Below are 15,538 nucleotides of genomic sequence, written 5' to 3'. Positions count from 1 at the left end.
TATCAAAATAATTTTTAAAACTATATATAAAATAATTTTCAGGTAACATTCATGAGCGAGAGACTTTTTTTCAATAAAGAAAGGTTACTAAAAACATTTTTATTAATGATTGCTGATATTTTGATAATAGCTTCTTCATATTGGATCAGTATGTGGCTACGTTTAGATAGAGAAGTTCCTATTAATAGTTTATTACATTGGTCTGTAATTAGCCTAACAATACCATGTACACTTTTTATATTTATTAGATTGGGGTTTTATCGAGCTATATTAAGATATGTTAATATGAGTATTTTAAAGTGGGCTGTCATTGGTTCATTTTTATCATCTCTAATTTTAATAGCATTTTCTTCATACCAGCAGGCTTTTTTACCAAGAACAGTTCCTATTATCTACTTTTCTTTTTTAGTTATTTTATTATGCGGAACTAGATTTTTTTACAGAGCACTTCGTAATTATATAATGAATAAGGGAATTCCCGTCATTATATATGGTGCAGGGGAATCAGGACGACAATTATTACCCATATTAAGAGAACACCGCGAATTAGAGCCAGTAGCTTTTATTGATGACAACCTTAAACTGAAAAATTTAAGTATTCAAGGGGTTATTGTTTATTCATCTGATTCAGTTATTAAACTAGTAGAAAAGTATAAAGTAGAAAAAATATTACTTGCTCTCCCCACTGCATCTATTGCTGAAAGAAAAAGTATTATAGATACACTACAACCAACACATTGCGAAATATTAACAATCCCAAATTTCAATGAATTGGTAGATGGTACAGCTAAAATTGATACTCTAAGAAAATTATCCATAGATGATCTTTTAGGAAGGGAACAAGTATCTCCATTACCAGAATTATTCTCTAAAAACATTTTAAATAAAAATGTCCTTGTATCTGGAGCGGGAGGTTCAATTGGTTCTGAATTGTGTCGCCAAATTATTCAGCAAAAACCGATTTTTTTAATCTTATTCGAATTAACAGAATATGCTCTTTATTCAATAGAAAGAGAATTACAAAAAATCAACAAAGAAAAAAAACTAAATGTTAACATCATTCCTATATTAGGGGATATAAAGAACTCAGAGAAAATCAATAAAATTATTGATAAATTTCATATTAACACCATTTATCATACTGCAGCATATAAACATGTTCCTCTAGTTGAATTAAATACCATAGAAGGTATTCAAAACAACATCTTTGGTACACTAGCTATTGCTCAAGCTGCTATTACTCAAAAAGTTGATAAATTTGTTCTCATATCCACAGATAAAGCAGTTCGTCCCACAAATATAATGGGAGCAACAAAAAGATTCGCTGAATTAATATTACAAGCATTAGCTAAGCAGAATAAACATACTCAATTTTCCATGGTAAGATTCGGAAATGTACTTGGTTCTTCAGGCTCAGTAGTACCTCTGTTTGAGAAACAAATAGCTAATGGGGGTCCAATAACTCTTACCCATAAAGAGATAACTCGATATTTCATGACAATCCCAGAGGCAGCCCAATTAGTTATTCAAGCAGGAGCCATGGGAGTAAATGGCGATGTTTTTGTATTAGATATGGGAGAATCAGTAAGAATATATGATCTTGCAGTTAAAATGGTAAACCTTTCAGGTTTGACAGTCAAAGATGAGAATAACCGAAATGGAGACATAGAAATAAAAGTAACAGGTCTTCGTCCCGGAGAGAAATTATACGAAGAATTATTAATAGGAAACAATGTTTCAGGAACAAATCATCCTAGGATCATGACAGCAAATGAGATCTACCTAGAATGGTCTGAACTTAATGAGTTAATTCAAAATCTTCAATCAGCTTGTAGTGAACGTGATTTAGAATCTATTCGTGAAATATTGATAAATGCCCCTTTGGAATTCCAACCTAAAGATGAGATATGTGATTTATTAAAATAGTTGATTACTATTCCCAATACTATTATCAGTAGAAGCATCCAACTAAAAAATAAATTTCTATTCTCGCATAAACAGTTATTATAATTTTCCAATTTGAAACACCAATGCTAAACATCGTCCTATTCGAACCAGAAATTCCGCCTAATACAGGCAACATTATCCGCCTGTGTGCTAACACTGGCTGTCAACTTCATCTCATTCAACCTTTGGGTTTCACATGGGACGACAAGCGCCTGCGTCGTGCAGGGTTGGATTACCACGAATTCGCCAATATCAAACAACATCACGATTACAACGCATTCCTGGAAAGTGAAGGACTTAGTTCCATCAATTCACAATCCCCTACTGGAGCGCGCCTATTTGCCTTAACCACAAAAGGCACTCCAGCACACAGTAATGTGAGTTATCGTGATGGTGATTATTTGATGTTCGGCCCTGAAACTCGTGGCTTACCATCTTATGTGTTAGATAACATGCCAACTGAACAAAAAATCAGAATTCCTATGCTGCCAGATAGCCGTAGCATGAATCTGTCTAATACTGTGGCAGTAGTTGTGTTTGAAGCATGGCGACAGCTGGGTTATCCAGGTGCGTTATTGCGGGATTAAGATTAATAGGACATTTAGCGTGGATTAGACGCTAAATGTCCTATCTATTAATACTCATAAGAAAAGAGACAGAATTTCAAATTCCATCCCCATTCTCAAATCCATTATTGATGCCATTAAAATGCTGGTTCATATCCAGCGATGGCTTCTCACTTTCCGGTTTACCAACAATCCTCGCCGGTACACCTGCCACAGTGGTATGAGGAGGAACTGATCTTAATACAACTGAGCCTGCCCCAATTTTCGCACCTCGACCAATTTCGATATTGCCGAGGATTTTGGAACCCGCGCCAATCATCACGCCTTCACGTACTTTCGGATGACGATCTCCGCTAGTTTTACCTGTTCCCCCAAGAGTTACAGATTGCAGAATAGAAACATCATTTTCAACAACCGCCGTCTCACCGATTACAATACCTGTCGCATGGTCAAGCATGATGCCACAGCCAATTCTGGCGGCGGGATGAATATCGACACCAAAAGAAACTGAGATCTGGTTTTGCAGATAGACTGCCAATGCCTTGCGATTTTCTTTCCATAGCCAGTGAGCAATGCGGTAGGCTTGCAGAGCATGGAAACCTTTAAGATAGAGTAATGGTGTCGAATACTTATCTACTGCCGGATCGCGCAGTCGAACAGCTTTGATATCACGTGCAGCCGATTCAATCATCTTAGGATCACTGCGATACGCACTTTCAACGACTTCTCTGACTTCAATAGGGGGCATAATCGGTGATGCTAGCTTATTTGCCAGCATGTAGCTCAAGGCACTACCAAGATTTTCATGCTTGAGTAGTGTCGCGTGAAAGAAACTGGCTAACATGGGTTCACAGTCTGCCAGCGCCCTCGCCTCGTTTTTTATATTTTTCCAGACTTCGTTCAGTTCTGCTCGCGACATATCAGTGTTCTCATTTATTTAAGAGTGAGAGCCTTCTCCCTCATCTCTTGTCGCTCTTCCCAATAATGTTTGGGCAGCCTCAATCACATCTTTATTGCAGTATAGTATCTGGTAGATCTGCTCTGTAATAGGCATTTCAACACCCACTCGTTCCGCTAAGGCACGGACTTCTTTGGTATTGCGATATCCTTCAACAACTTGCCCGATCTGACACTGTGCTTCATCAACACCGATACCTTTTCCCAACATCATACCAAAACGACGGTTACGGGATTGGTTATCGGTACAAGTCAAAACTAAATCACCCAATCCAGCCATTCCCATAAATGTCGAAGGATCAGCCCCCAACGCCACTCCAAGGCGGCTCATCTCCGCCAATCCGCGGGTGATCAATGCTGTACGGGCATTAGCTCCAAATCCCATACCATCAGAGATCCCTGCACCAATTGCAATAACATTCTTTATTGCCCCGCCGAGCTGTACCCCAATGAAATCTGGGTTTTTGTAGACTCGAAAGCTTTTGCCGCAATGGAAAAACTGTTGTAGTTCTTCACCAAACTCAGGTGTGGTGGCAGAAACCGCAATCGCTGTTGGTAAACCAGCCGCTAGCTCTTTTGCGAATGTCGGGCCAGAAACTACAGCCAAGGGGATTTCATCACCTAATATCTCACGAGCGACATCTTGTAATAAGCGCCCTGTTTCCGCTTCAAGCCCCTTGGTCGCCCAAACAATGCGGCTATCCTGTTGTAAATGTGGCTTTATCTGCTGTAAAACATCACCGAAAACATGGCTGGGAACCACGACCAAGATATTGTGGCTGGCTGAAACAGCGCTTTTCAGATCAGACTCAAGCAGTAAGCTATCAGGAAAAGAAACATCCGGTAAAAATGCCTGATTACAACGCGCTTGTTGCAACGCATTGACGTGCTCAGGGTTATGTCCCCAAAGCACAACATCGTGCCCATTGCGAGCCAAAGTAATGGCTAAAGCGGTGCCGTATGAACCGGCACCGATCACTGTCATAGAAGCAGTATTCATTAGGCTTCCTGTTCAGCCTCATTAGGCTGAGATTCAGCCTGCTGTTGCAGATAATTCATGAACAGCGCATCAAAGTTAACAGGAGCCAGGTTCAGTTGTGGGAAGGTACCACGACTTACCAAGCTGGTGATGCACTCACGGGCGTATGGGAACAGAATGTTCGGGCAATATGCGCCTAAGCAATGTGCCAGCTGGGTTCCTTCAATACCATCAATAGAGAAAATACCCGCTTGCTGAACTTCACACAGAAACGCAGTTTCTTCTTCCAGTGTCGCCGTGACGGTAACACGCAGAACAACTTCATAAACTCCCTGAACCAATTCATTGGAAGCAGTGTCCAGATCCAATTTAACTTCCGGCTGCCAATCCTGCTGAAAAATCTGCGGGGCTTTTGGTGCTTCGAAAGAAATATCTTTCGTGTAAATACGCTGGATCTGGAAAGCCATTTCTGTGTTGTTTTGTTCTGACATAATGATGTTTACCTTTTTCAGATGTCCTTAAACTGTTCAATAATGCAAGCTATTACTTGCACCTAAGTTCTTTATCTCTTGCCATGAGCCAATGGCAGATTTTCACCCGCCCAACCAGCAATCCCCTCTTTCAGGGAATAAACCTGCTCAAAGCCTAAACGAACCAGATTTTCCGCTGGTGTTTTGGATTCTAGCCCATTCGCTGAAACTACGATAACAGGCTGTTTTTTATGTTTTTCCAACTCACCTAAATTACTGTCTTTAATTTCAGATGGCGTCAGGTTAACGGAACCAATAATATGCCCTCTGCGAAAATCGTCACGGGAGCGTAAATCCACGACGATAGCTTCTTCCTTGTTGATGAAATGGATGGCCTGAGCACGGGTGATCTCTTTACTCTTGGAGAACACGCTTTTTACCGTCATGACAATGACAGCCACCAGCAATGCAATCCAGACAAGGCTCAGGATCGTGTTCCGGCTAATAAATTGCATGATTTCTTGCAGCATGGAGGGCAACAACTCCCGTTAGTTAATAACAAATATCTAAGGTAGAAGAGTATACCTGTGTGTTGCCTCAATTACAGCCAATTAGCATCAATCCAATGCAGATTTTGCGGAGAGTTTCGAGAAAAATTAAAAAACATGCTGAGAACAACTTGATTGTCATGCATCAATAAAATATTTCATGTAACACTGGACCAAGGCAGGATCTTCGGCAATAAATAGTTACCATCTGGCTAATGGCTGACATAATTCATTTTCGCGACAAAAGATTGCATAATAAGACAAAATGGCGCATATTATAAGTGCGCTTCCGAAAGCGTCTGCGTCTGATCGCATGTATACAACCCCCGAGAGAGAGCACGCAAATGGCTATTAGTATCCGTTTAGACGATGACTTCGTGAATGATGTAAAAATTCACGCAGAAGTATCAAGCAGGAGTGTGCCAAAGCAGATCGAGCATTGGGCAAAAATAGGCCGCATCGCCGAAGATAACCCAGATTTGCCGTACTCCTTTATCCTTGATGCGCTACTGGCGAAAAGCGAAGTCGATAATGGTAAGGTGTCGCGTTATGTCAGAAGGACCAAAAAGTCCCAAGATTGATGTTTATGAAACAAGGCGTTTCTCTAAGGCATTATCTAAGTTACCTAAAAATCTTCTTGTTATAGTGGAAGATGAAATAGAAAAAATTATCGACAACCCTGAAATTGGCGAACAGAAGAAAGGAGAATTGAGTTTTCTTCGTGTCCACAAGTTCCAATTGAATAACCAACTAACTTTGCTTGGTTATCATTGGGTTGAAGAAAAAATAGAGTTATACCTGTTAAATTTTGGCCCTCATGAAAATTTCTATCAGGAACAAAAGCGACACAGGAAAGACGATTTAAAGTTTATTAAATAACTTATAAGACTGCGCTCCAGCGTCTGTCTTTCATACACAAATCCCCTGAGAAAAAAATCAGGGGATTTTTTTGAATTTTTTTCCACTTTACTGATCTCAATAATAAATATTACATTGAGGTACGGTAAAGCAAGATCAAGATAAAGAAAAAAGTGCCTAAGACAGCCCCAAGCGTTTATTGAGCCTATACTAATCTGAGCAAACTGACGGGTTGGTATGACTCAAAACGAAATTGGCGAGGGTTTACGGCAGATTTTGCTAAAACTTATATTAATGATAAAAAACAGTCTGTTCTCTGGTCAGGGGCAATTCCTCATGAAATAATCAGGCGCTATGTAGCAGCAGGGTACCCAATAAGATGGCTGAAAATAAGGATCTCAATAGCCGTAAGAATCGGCAGAGGCAATACAAACTGCAAAGTAAAATCAGAGTGTTACAACTCTGTGCCTTGTTGTTCACCTTTCTCAGTTTCAGTACAAATACTTTCGCTAATCCAATTTCAGAGAATAAAAATCAGCTCAAAGATATTCAACAGGATATTGCCGAGAAAGAGAAAAGCGTAAAACAGCAACAAAAACAACGTGCAGATCTGCTTAACCAATTAAAAGAACAAGAAAGCACTATCTCCGATGTGGGACGCTCGCTGCATACAACACAGACTCGTCTGAATAAACTGGAAAACGACGTTTCATCACTAAATACCAATATCAAACACCTGCAAACACAACAAAAGGAGCAACGTCAATTACTTGCCAACCAATTGGATGCTGCATTCCGGCAAGGAAATCACCAAGGGTTAGAATTGTTGCTCAATGGGCAAGAAAATCAGCGCAAAGAACGTATTCTCGCTTATTACAGTTATTTAAATCAGGCTCGTCAGGAAACTATCGCTAAACTGCAAAAAACCACTGAAGAACTTAACCAGCAAAAAAAACTGCAACTAGAAAAACAAAGTGAACAGAAAGCGATACTGGCCAGCCAAAAACAGCAAAAGCAAAAGATGGAAACTGCCCGCACTGCACGGCAAAAAACATTAACGACTCTCGAATCTTCATTGAAGAAAGATCAACAGAGTCTGGCTGAACTTCGGCAGAATGAAACCAGACTGAGAGACAAAATTGCCAAAGCTGAGCGGGAAGCCAAAGCGCGTGCTGAACGTGAAGCACGTGAAGCAGCTCGTGTTCGTGCCCAAGTTGCTGCTAAACAGAAACAAGCACAACAAAAAGGTTCCAGCTATAAGCCAACAGAAGAAGAACGGGCTCTCATGGCTCGAACTGGTGGCCTTGGGCGTCCTGCAGGGCAAGCAATCTGGCCAGTACGCGGTCGTGTTATCCATAGTTTTGGCGAAGCAATACAAGGTGAACTTCGCTGGAAAGGCGTTGTTATCTCGGCAGCGGAAGGGACCGAAGTCAGGGCAATTTCAGATGGGCGTGTCTTGCTGGCAGACTGGCTGCAAGGTTATGGACTGGTTGTTGTGATTGAACACGGTAAAGGCGATATGAGCATTTACGGTTACAACCAGAGTACATTGGTCAGTGTTGGGCAACAGGTTCGGGCAGGCCAGCCGATAGCGTTGGTTGGCAGCAGCGGCGGGCAACAACAACCTTCACTGTACTTTGAAATCCGCCGTCAAGGGCAGGCTGTTAACCCTTTACCGTGGTTAGGGAAATAGGATAGGAATACAAGTCATGGTGAAGATGCGGTATCGTTTAATAAAGCGGGTTAATGTATTCACTTTTTTGTCTTGGATACCGCTGTTCTTCACATCATTGCTGTTTACTTTAAATGCACAAGCTGCACGTTTAGCCATCGTCATTGATGATGTTGGCTATCGTGTTAATGAAGAAAATAAAATCTTACAAATGCCCGTTGCGGTTTCTATTGCCATCCTGCCCAACGCTCCGTATGGCAGGAAAATGGCGGAAAAAGCTCATCAGCAGGGAAGGGAGATTTTAATCCATTTGCCAATGGCCCCATTAGGCAGGCAACCTCTGGAAAAAAATACACTCCATCCTGCCATGGGCAGGGAAGAAATTGCCCGTATTATTCAAGATGCGATACAGAAAGTCCCCCATGCTGTTGGTATGAATAATCATATGGGTAGTGCAATGACATCTAACCTCAGTGGCATGGAAAAGGTAATGCAAGCATTAGCCCATCATCACCTTTACTTTCTGGACAGTGTGACAATAGGCAATACACAGGTCACCAAAGCGGCAATGGGAACCCCTGTTCCTGTGATCCGAAGAAATGTATTTTTGGATAATATTCAAACCGAAGCCGAAACACGGCATCAATTTAACCGAGCAATTTCACTTGCCCGTCAGCGAGGTTCTGCCGTTGCAATTGGACACCCACATCCCACGACCATACGCGCCTTACAGCAAGCACTTGCAACATTACCCAATGATATTGAGCTGGTAACACCCAGCCTGTTGTTAGATCATCAAACTGCACGTAAGTGCATAAAACCCCATCAGCCAAAACATGTACCAGCCACTCAGTTGGAGTATCTCAGGATGGTCAAGAAGGCATTCTCTAACAGTGTTATCTTTAATACCTTAAATCGGTACATGCAAAAACTTTTGGGCAATCACACGACAAAAAAAGCGCCAGACAAAACAGAAGTAAAACACACACTGGAAAATAAAACGGAAACTCGACCAAAAAACGATCAGGCAGGCGTCCAAAAAACTAAAGACGCCTGCGCTAATTTTTAATCCCAATTTAAGATAACTTTGCCAGATTGCCCTGAACGCATAACATCAAAGCCTTTCTGATAATCATCAATCGAGAATTGGTGAGTGATAATCGGGGACAAATCCAGGCCAGATTGGATCAAAGCCGCCATCTTGTACCAAGTTTCGAACATCTCACGCCCGTAGATGCCCTTGATAAATAATCCCTTAAAGATGACCTGGTTCCAATCTATCGCCATATCCGAAGGCGGAATACCTAACAGAGCAATACGCCCACCGTGGTTCATGGTATTGAGCAAAGTATGGAACGCTGGTGGAGCACCTGACATCTCCAACCCAACATCAAAACCTTCCGTCATTCCCAGTTCTGCCATGACATCAGTTAGATTTTCTTTGCTAACATTCACAGCACGGGTAACACCCATTTTACGAGCTAACTCAAGGCGATATTCATTGACATCCGTAATCACGACATGACGGGCACCAACATGCTTACATACCGCTGCTGCCATAATCCCGATAGGACCAGCGCCTGATACCAGTACATCTTCTCCCACCAGATCAAAAGACAGTGCAGTGTGTACTGCATTGCCAAATGGATCAAAAATCGCAGCCAGCTCATTGGGTATATTGTCTGGGATCTTAAAAGCATTAAATGCGGGAATAACCAGATATTCAGCAAAAGCACCTTCGCGATTCACACCCACACCCGTGGTATTGCGGCATAAATGCGTACGTCCACCTCGACAATTACGACAATGACCACAGGTAATATGGCCTTCACCAGATACACGATCACCAATCTTGAACCCTTTTACTTCCTGACCAATCGCAACAACTTCACCAACATATTCGTGCCCCACTACCATCGGGACAGGGATAGTTTTTTGCGACCAATCATCCCAGTTATAGATGTGAACGTCCGTCCCACAAATGGCAGTCTTACGGATTTTAATCATCACATCATTGTGCCCAAGCTCCGGCGTGGGCACATCTGTCATCCAGATACCTTCTTCTGGCTTTAATTTGGACAATGCTTTCATAATGATACCTTAAGCAATGACATCCAATTGCTTACCAATGCGGATAAATGCAGCCACCACACGTTCAATTTGTTCTTCAGTATGAGCGGCTGAGATCTGGGTTCGGATACGCGCCTGACCTTTCGGCACAACCGGATAGAAAAACCCAATCACATAAATGCCTTCTTTCAGCAGTTCTGCGGCGAATTCCTGCGCCAGTTTTGCATCCCCCAACATAACAGGGATAATCGCATGATCTGCTCCTGCCAGCGTGAAACCTGCCGCTGTCATTTTTTCACGAAACAAATTCGCGTTTTTCCAGAGACGCTCACGCAGATCATCGCCACTTTTCAGCATGTCCAGCACCTTGATCGATGCAGCGACAATGGCTGGAGCCAGTGAGTTGGAGAACAAATATGGGCGTGAACGCTGACGCAACCATTCAACCACTTCTTTACGCGCAGCAGTATAACCACCTGATGCGCCACCCAGTGCCTTACCTAGCGTACCGGTGATGATGTCAATACGTCCCATAACATCACAGTATTCATGGGTACCACGACCATGCTTGCCAACAAAGCCAACTGCATGTGAATCATCCACCATAACCAATGCACCAAATTCATCAGCCAGGTCACAGATAGATTTCAGGTCAGCAATAACGCCATCCATTGAAAATACCCCGTCAGTTGCGATCAGGATATTTTGCGCACCGTCTGCTTTTGCCTTTTCCAACTGCACCCTTAATTCTTGCATGTCATTATTGGCATAGCGGTAACGCTTTGCTTTGCACAAGCGGATGCCATCAATGATAGAGGCATGGTTCAAAGCATCGGAGATAATGGCATCTTCTGGCCCAAATAGGGTTTCAAACAGACCGCCATTTGCATCAAAGCACGAGGAGTACAGAATGGCATCTTCCATACCCAAAAATTCAGCAATCTTATTTTCTAATTCTTTATGAGAATCTTGTGTACCACAGATAAAGCGAACGGATGCCATACCAAAACCGTGGCTATCCATGCCTGTTTTTGCCGCAGCAATCAAGTCAGGGTGATTGGCCAAGCCTAAATAGTTATTGGCACAAAAATTAATAACTTGGTTACCCTCCGCAACAGCAATATTGGCATCCTGAGCAGAAGTGATTATACGCTCACTTTTGAATAATCCTTCGGAGCGGGTTTGTTCCAACTGCTCATTAATTTTCTGGTAAAACGACGCTGACATTTTTCTCTCCTGAATCCCTAACTAAGTGAAAGGCATGATGTATTTTACTGATAGATCCTGCTAGTGACGACACAACGAGAAAGTTAATCTCAACTTTGTAAAGCTGATCACGGCCCAGAGTCTGGTATACAGCAAGATTTCAGGATATTTCCCTGCCTAAGCTGCTGTCGTCAGTGGGGTTAAGTGCTATTATACGCAGCAAAGATATACCCAATAGACGTCAAGTTACAGTAATAAAGCTGGGTATAAAGTGAACTGACTATTTAGAGGTGAGCCAAATGATTATTGTCACTGGTGGCGCAGGGTTTATTGGCAGCAATATTGTCAAGGCACTGAATGATGAGGGCTATAAGGATATTCTGGTTGTTGATAACCTGAAAGACGGCACAAAGTTCGTCAATTTGGTTGATTTGGATATCACCGATTATATGGATAAGGAAGACTTCATTGCCAGTATCGTGGCAGGTGACGATTTAGGTGACATTGATGCTATTTTCCATGAAGGTGCTTGTTCATCCACAACAGAATGGGATGGTAAGTATATGATGGACAATAATTATCAGTATTCTAAAGATGTGCTGCATTACTGCCTTGAGCGCCAAATCCCCTTCCTGTACGCCTCTTCTGCTGCTACTTATGGCGGCCGCAGTGACAATTTTATTGAAGAGCGCCAATATGAAAAACCTCTCAATGTCTATGGCTACTCCAAGTTCCTATTTGATCAATATGTTCGTGATATTTTGCCCCATGCGGATTCGCAAATTTGCGGCTTCCGTTATTTCAATGTTTACGGGCCACGCGAAGGTCATAAAGGCAGTATGGCGAGTGTCGCCTATCATTTAAATAACCAGATTCACCAGGGACAAAATCCGAAGTTATTTGCTGGCAGTGAGAATTTCCGCCGCGATTTTATCTATGTTGGTGATGTTGCCGCCGTCAATCTATGGTTCTGGCAAAATGGCGTTTCCGGCATTTTTAATTGTGGAACAGGCCGCGCTGAATCTTTCCAGGCTGTCGCAGATGCTGTGATTGAATTCCATAAAGAAAAATCTCCAGCCGTGGAATACATCGACTTTCCAGAAAAATTAAAAGGCCGTTACCAGAGTTTTACTCAGGCAGATCTGACAAAACTTCGCGCTGCTGGCTATCAAAAACCGTTCAAGACGGTTGCCGAAGGCGTCGCTGAATATATGCAATGGCTCAATCAGGATAATTAATCGATTTCTATGAAGATATTGGTGATCGGCCCATCATGGGTGGGTGACATGATGATGTCACAAAGCCTCTACCGTACTTTGAAAGATTTGCACCCCAATGCAGAAATTGATGTGATGGCACCCGCATGGTGTCGTCCATTACTGGCAAAAATGCCAGAAGTGCATCAGGCATTAGCCATGCCGCTTGGTCATGGTGCCCTGGCCTTGGGTGAGCGCCGACGCCTTGGGCTGGCATTACGTGAAAATAGATATGATCGTGCTTATGTATTGCCCAATTCATTCAAATCTGCATTGGTCCCTTTCTTCGCCAATATCCCGCAACGGACAGGCTGGCGCGGTGAGATGCGTTACGGATTATTAAATGACATCCGAGTCCTGAATAAAAGTGCTTTTCCACTCATGGTTCAACGCTATATCGCTCTCGCGTATGAAGGGAAAAATAGACGTAGCGCCGATGATCTTCCACAACCTTTGTTATGGCCGCAATTAAGTGTCAATGACGAAGATATTGCCGAATCAACTTCAGCCTTCAATATCTCCGATCACCGACCTATTATTGGCTTCTGCCCTGGTGCCGAATTCGGCCCAGCTAAACGCTGGCCACATTATCACTATGCTGCCCTCGCTGAACAGTTAATTACCCAAAAAAGCTACCAAATTTTGCTGTTTGGTTCTGACAAAGATCATCAGGCAGGTGAAGATATTCGCGCACTGTTAAGCGATGATGCCCGCGAATATTGTCTCAATCTGGCAGGAAAAACCTCGCTTGAACAAGCGGTAAATGTCATCGCAGCTTGTGATGCCATCGTCACAAACGACTCAGGTTTGATGCATGTAGCGGCAGCCTTAAACCGGCCACTGGTGGCATTATATGGGCCAAGTAGCCCGGATTTTACCCCGCCATTATCAAATAAGGCCGAAGTGATCCGCCTGATTACGGGTTATCACAAAATCAGAAAAGGCGACAGCGATGGTGGCTATCACCAAAGTCTGATCGATATTCAACCTGAAAGAGTTCTATCTTCATTAGCCAAACTGCTACAGGCGGAGAGCCAGAATTAATGCGTGTTTTACTGGTAAAAACGTCTTCGATGGGAGATGTGTTACATACTCTGCCAGCATTAACTGATGCAAAACAGCAGCTTCCTGACATTCAATTTGATTGGGTAGTGGAAGAGGGATTTGCCCAAATTCCAACCTGGCACTATGCAGTCGAAAATGTGATCCCCGTGGCTATTCGCCGCTGGCGAAAAAATTGGTTTAGGAAGGATATTCGTGAAGAACGGGCACAATTTCGGCAACAACTGCAACAGCACCAATATGACGCTATCATTGATGCTCAAGGTCTGTTAAAAAGCGCTTTTTTGGTAACGCGATTAGCACATGGCCCAAAGCATGGTTACGATCGAAAAAGCATCCGTGAGCCCATCGCCAGCTTCTTCTATGATCATTGTCATGCTGTCAACAAGCAACAACACGCGGTTGAACGCACTCGGGCTTTATTTGCTGGTAGTTTGGGGTATAAAAAACCGTCAGAGCAAGGTGATTACGCCATCGCCCGCCATTTTTTGCACCAGCAAACTAATGGCCAAAATAATTATCTCGTTTTTCTCCATGCAACAACGCGCGATGAAAAACATTGGCCTGAAGATCATTGGCGACAGCTTATCGCAGATATCCAGACAACAGGCATGCGCATTAAATTGCCTTGGGGCGCTGAGCATGAATATCAACGGGCATTAAGGCTAGCGGAAGGGTTTTCCCATGTTGATGTTCTGCCAAAACTGACTCTGGCTGAAGTTGCACATGTTATTGCGGGGGCACAAGCCGTAGTTTCAGTTGATACGGGCTTAAGCCATTTGACAGCGGCACTTGATCGACCCAATATTACGCTATTTGGGCCGACTGATCCTGGTTTAATCGGTGGATATGGTAAAGAGCAGCATCCTTTGAAATCGGCAGATAATACGATGCAAGGTGTTACTTCAGGGGAAGTTATGCTGCTCTTGCAGAACACATTAAAAAAGCACTTTGCCTAGCGGCAATGTTTCACACCAACGATTTTTGTATTCAAAAGTAGGATTGCCTAAGGAGTAACGCATGGTTTTATCTCCCTGATGACACAATGCTTTTGCTTCTTGGACATTCACCCACATCAAGATACTGCCAACGCTGAGATGAGCATATTCAGGATCATAACCACCATTAATGGCATCAAAAGAAATCCATTTGGGACTTTCCGCCCACAAGACAAAATCGTAAGCACAAGGCTTGCCGTTAATCAGTAATACATTGCCAAATATATGCTCACGAAGCTCAGTGTATATTTCAAGGAGATGCTTTTTCTGCTCTTCAGAATGGCCGTTATTCCAACGCTGTTGGTACAGATCAATATAAATATCTACCAACTCTTCTGCACTGAATTCACTTGAGGGACGAATTTCTCCTCCTGCACGCTTAAATTTGTTGATCTCGTTACTGCGATTACGGCGAGTTTTGTAAGAAAAACTGTCTTTGATTAAGCAAATTTGGCGCTTACTGAAAAGAGGTCTATAACTAGCATTGATAAAATTCTTTTCATGAATAGGCGATAATCGCTTTGATTTTATAGGTAAAAATAATTTTGCATCCGTTACAATAGGGAAAACAATTTCATCATATGAAACTGGATATTTAGTTTGCATTTCTTCAATCAGCTTTTTGTTTTTAGAAGAAAAACAGGCACCCTTAACTCCAGATGCTGTCTTTTTGATATAAAAACAAAACTGTCCATCAAGATGTTTATCCAGAAAAGATACAATATTGGGATGTGTTAATGTACATCCGCCAAAAAGAGCATGTGCTTCTTTATATTGTTCAAAATTGCTTTTTTCCCATCCTGAAAGAAAAGATTTTATTTTTGTCATGACCAATTCCATAAAATGGTTCCCCTAAATACTAAAAATAATTAATGCTATATTGTAGTTATTATAATACATTCTCAATTAGGTGTGAAATCTCTATTATACTCCTTTCAGAAAATTAATA

16 protein-coding genes are annotated in these 15,538 nt (G+C 42.3%); 9 read left to right on the top strand and 7 right to left on the bottom strand.

What is annotated here, in order from left to right; all coding sequences use genetic code 11:
• Positions 1 to 51 precede the first annotated feature (51 nt).
• A complete protein-coding gene (locus IQ211_RS14395; RefSeq protein WP_189759448.1) occupies positions 52 to 1,926 on the top strand; it encodes a polysaccharide biosynthesis protein in 1,875 nt (624 codons plus the stop codon).
• Positions 1,927 to 2,030: 104 nt separating this feature from the next.
• Positions 2,031 to 2,534, top strand: coding sequence for a tRNA (uridine(34)/cytosine(34)/5-carboxymethylaminomethyluridine(34)-2'-O)-methyltransferase TrmL (gene trmL, locus IQ211_RS14390; protein ID WP_189759447.1), 504 nt, complete (start codon positions 2,031 to 2,033; stop codon positions 2,532 to 2,534).
• A 76-nt stretch (positions 2,535 to 2,610) separates the two neighbouring features.
• On the opposite strand, the gene cysE is transcribed toward trmL, so the two are convergent.
• From cysE to IQ211_RS14370, 4 genes are all read right to left on the bottom strand, one after another.
• On the bottom strand, positions 2,611 to 3,432 hold the full coding sequence (gene cysE, locus IQ211_RS14385) for a serine O-acetyltransferase (RefSeq protein ID WP_189759446.1): 822 nt from the start codon (positions 3,430 to 3,432) through the stop codon (positions 2,611 to 2,613).
• 18 nt (positions 3,433 to 3,450) lie between these two features.
• Positions 3,451 to 4,470: an NAD(P)H-dependent glycerol-3-phosphate dehydrogenase gene (gene gpsA / locus IQ211_RS14380; RefSeq protein ID WP_189759445.1), complete on the bottom strand. Its 1,020-nt coding sequence runs from the start codon at positions 4,468 to 4,470 to the stop codon at positions 3,451 to 3,453.
• Positions 4,470 to 4,940, bottom strand: coding sequence for a protein-export chaperone SecB (secB, locus tag IQ211_RS14375; protein WP_189759444.1), 471 nt, complete (start codon positions 4,938 to 4,940; stop codon positions 4,470 to 4,472). The genes gpsA and secB overlap by 1 nt, the downstream gene beginning before the upstream one ends.
• A 71-nt stretch (positions 4,941 to 5,011) precedes the next feature.
• Complete coding sequence (locus tag IQ211_RS14370; RefSeq protein ID WP_189759443.1) at positions 5,012 to 5,449, bottom strand: rhodanese-like domain-containing protein; 438 nt, start codon at positions 5,447 to 5,449, stop codon at positions 5,012 to 5,014.
• Positions 5,450 to 5,811: 362 nt separating this feature from the next.
• Here IQ211_RS14370 and IQ211_RS14365 point away from each other — a divergent pair, with 362 nt between their 5' ends.
• From IQ211_RS14365 to IQ211_RS14350, 4 genes are all read left to right on the top strand, one after another.
• Positions 5,812 to 6,048, top strand: coding sequence for a TA system antitoxin ParD family protein (locus IQ211_RS14365; protein WP_189759442.1), 237 nt, complete (start codon positions 5,812 to 5,814; stop codon positions 6,046 to 6,048).
• Positions 6,017 to 6,346 (top strand): type II toxin-antitoxin system RelE/ParE family toxin, encoded by a 330-nt coding sequence (locus IQ211_RS14360; RefSeq protein WP_189759441.1) that lies wholly within the window; start codon positions 6,017 to 6,019, stop codon positions 6,344 to 6,346. The genes IQ211_RS14365 and IQ211_RS14360 overlap by 32 nt, the downstream gene beginning before the upstream one ends.
• 358 nt (positions 6,347 to 6,704) lie before the next feature.
• The gene (gene envC / locus IQ211_RS14355; RefSeq protein WP_189759440.1) at positions 6,705 to 8,018 is read left to right on the top strand and encodes a murein hydrolase activator EnvC; all 1,314 of its coding nucleotides are present in this window, start codon (positions 6,705 to 6,707) and stop codon (positions 8,016 to 8,018) included.
• Between the two features lie 16 nt (positions 8,019 to 8,034).
• Positions 8,035 to 9,066, top strand: a complete 1,032-nt coding sequence (locus IQ211_RS14350; RefSeq protein WP_189759439.1) for a divergent polysaccharide deacetylase family protein — start codon at positions 8,035 to 8,037, stop codon at positions 9,064 to 9,066.
• On the opposite strand, the gene tdh is transcribed toward IQ211_RS14350, so the two are convergent.
• Both tdh and kbl read right to left on the bottom strand, forming a co-directional pair.
• Positions 9,063 to 10,088, bottom strand: a complete 1,026-nt coding sequence (tdh, locus tag IQ211_RS14345; RefSeq protein WP_189759438.1) for an L-threonine 3-dehydrogenase — start codon at positions 10,086 to 10,088, stop codon at positions 9,063 to 9,065. The genes IQ211_RS14350 and tdh overlap by 4 nt on opposite strands.
• A gap of 9 nt (positions 10,089 to 10,097) precedes the next feature.
• Positions 10,098 to 11,294, bottom strand: a complete 1,197-nt coding sequence (gene kbl / locus IQ211_RS14340; protein ID WP_189759437.1) for a glycine C-acetyltransferase — start codon at positions 11,292 to 11,294, stop codon at positions 10,098 to 10,100.
• Positions 11,295 to 11,572: 278 nt separating this feature from the next.
• Here kbl and rfaD point away from each other — a divergent pair, with 278 nt between their 5' ends.
• Genes rfaD through rfaC form a run of 3 tightly spaced genes read left to right on the top strand, consistent with a single transcriptional unit; the run spans position 11,573 to position 14,550 of the window.
• Positions 11,573 to 12,511, top strand: a complete 939-nt coding sequence (gene rfaD, locus IQ211_RS14335; protein WP_189759436.1) for an ADP-glyceromanno-heptose 6-epimerase — start codon at positions 11,573 to 11,575, stop codon at positions 12,509 to 12,511.
• A gap of 9 nt (positions 12,512 to 12,520) precedes the next feature.
• On the top strand, positions 12,521 to 13,573 hold the full coding sequence (gene rfaF / locus IQ211_RS14330) for an ADP-heptose--LPS heptosyltransferase RfaF (protein ID WP_189759435.1): 1,053 nt from the start codon (positions 12,521 to 12,523) through the stop codon (positions 13,571 to 13,573).
• A complete protein-coding gene (rfaC, locus tag IQ211_RS14325) occupies positions 13,573 to 14,550 on the top strand; it encodes a lipopolysaccharide heptosyltransferase RfaC (protein WP_189759434.1) in 978 nt (325 codons plus the stop codon). The genes rfaF and rfaC overlap by 1 nt, the downstream gene beginning before the upstream one ends.
• Here rfaC and IQ211_RS14320 read toward each other — a convergent pair.
• Positions 14,530 to 15,429, bottom strand: coding sequence for a GNAT family N-acetyltransferase (locus tag IQ211_RS14320; RefSeq protein WP_223281680.1), 900 nt, complete (start codon positions 15,427 to 15,429; stop codon positions 14,530 to 14,532). The two genes, rfaC and IQ211_RS14320, sit on opposite strands and share 21 nt — an antisense overlap.
• Between the last annotated feature and the right edge of the window lie 109 nt (positions 15,430 to 15,538).

Origin of the sequence: Xenorhabdus griffiniae (assembly GCF_015163655.1) — a bacterium.
Lineage (GTDB): Bacteria > Pseudomonadota > Gammaproteobacteria > Enterobacterales > Enterobacteriaceae > Xenorhabdus > Xenorhabdus griffiniae.
Note: the sequence above shows the minus strand (reverse complement) of the source record. Positions and strands in the feature narration are given on the sequence as shown.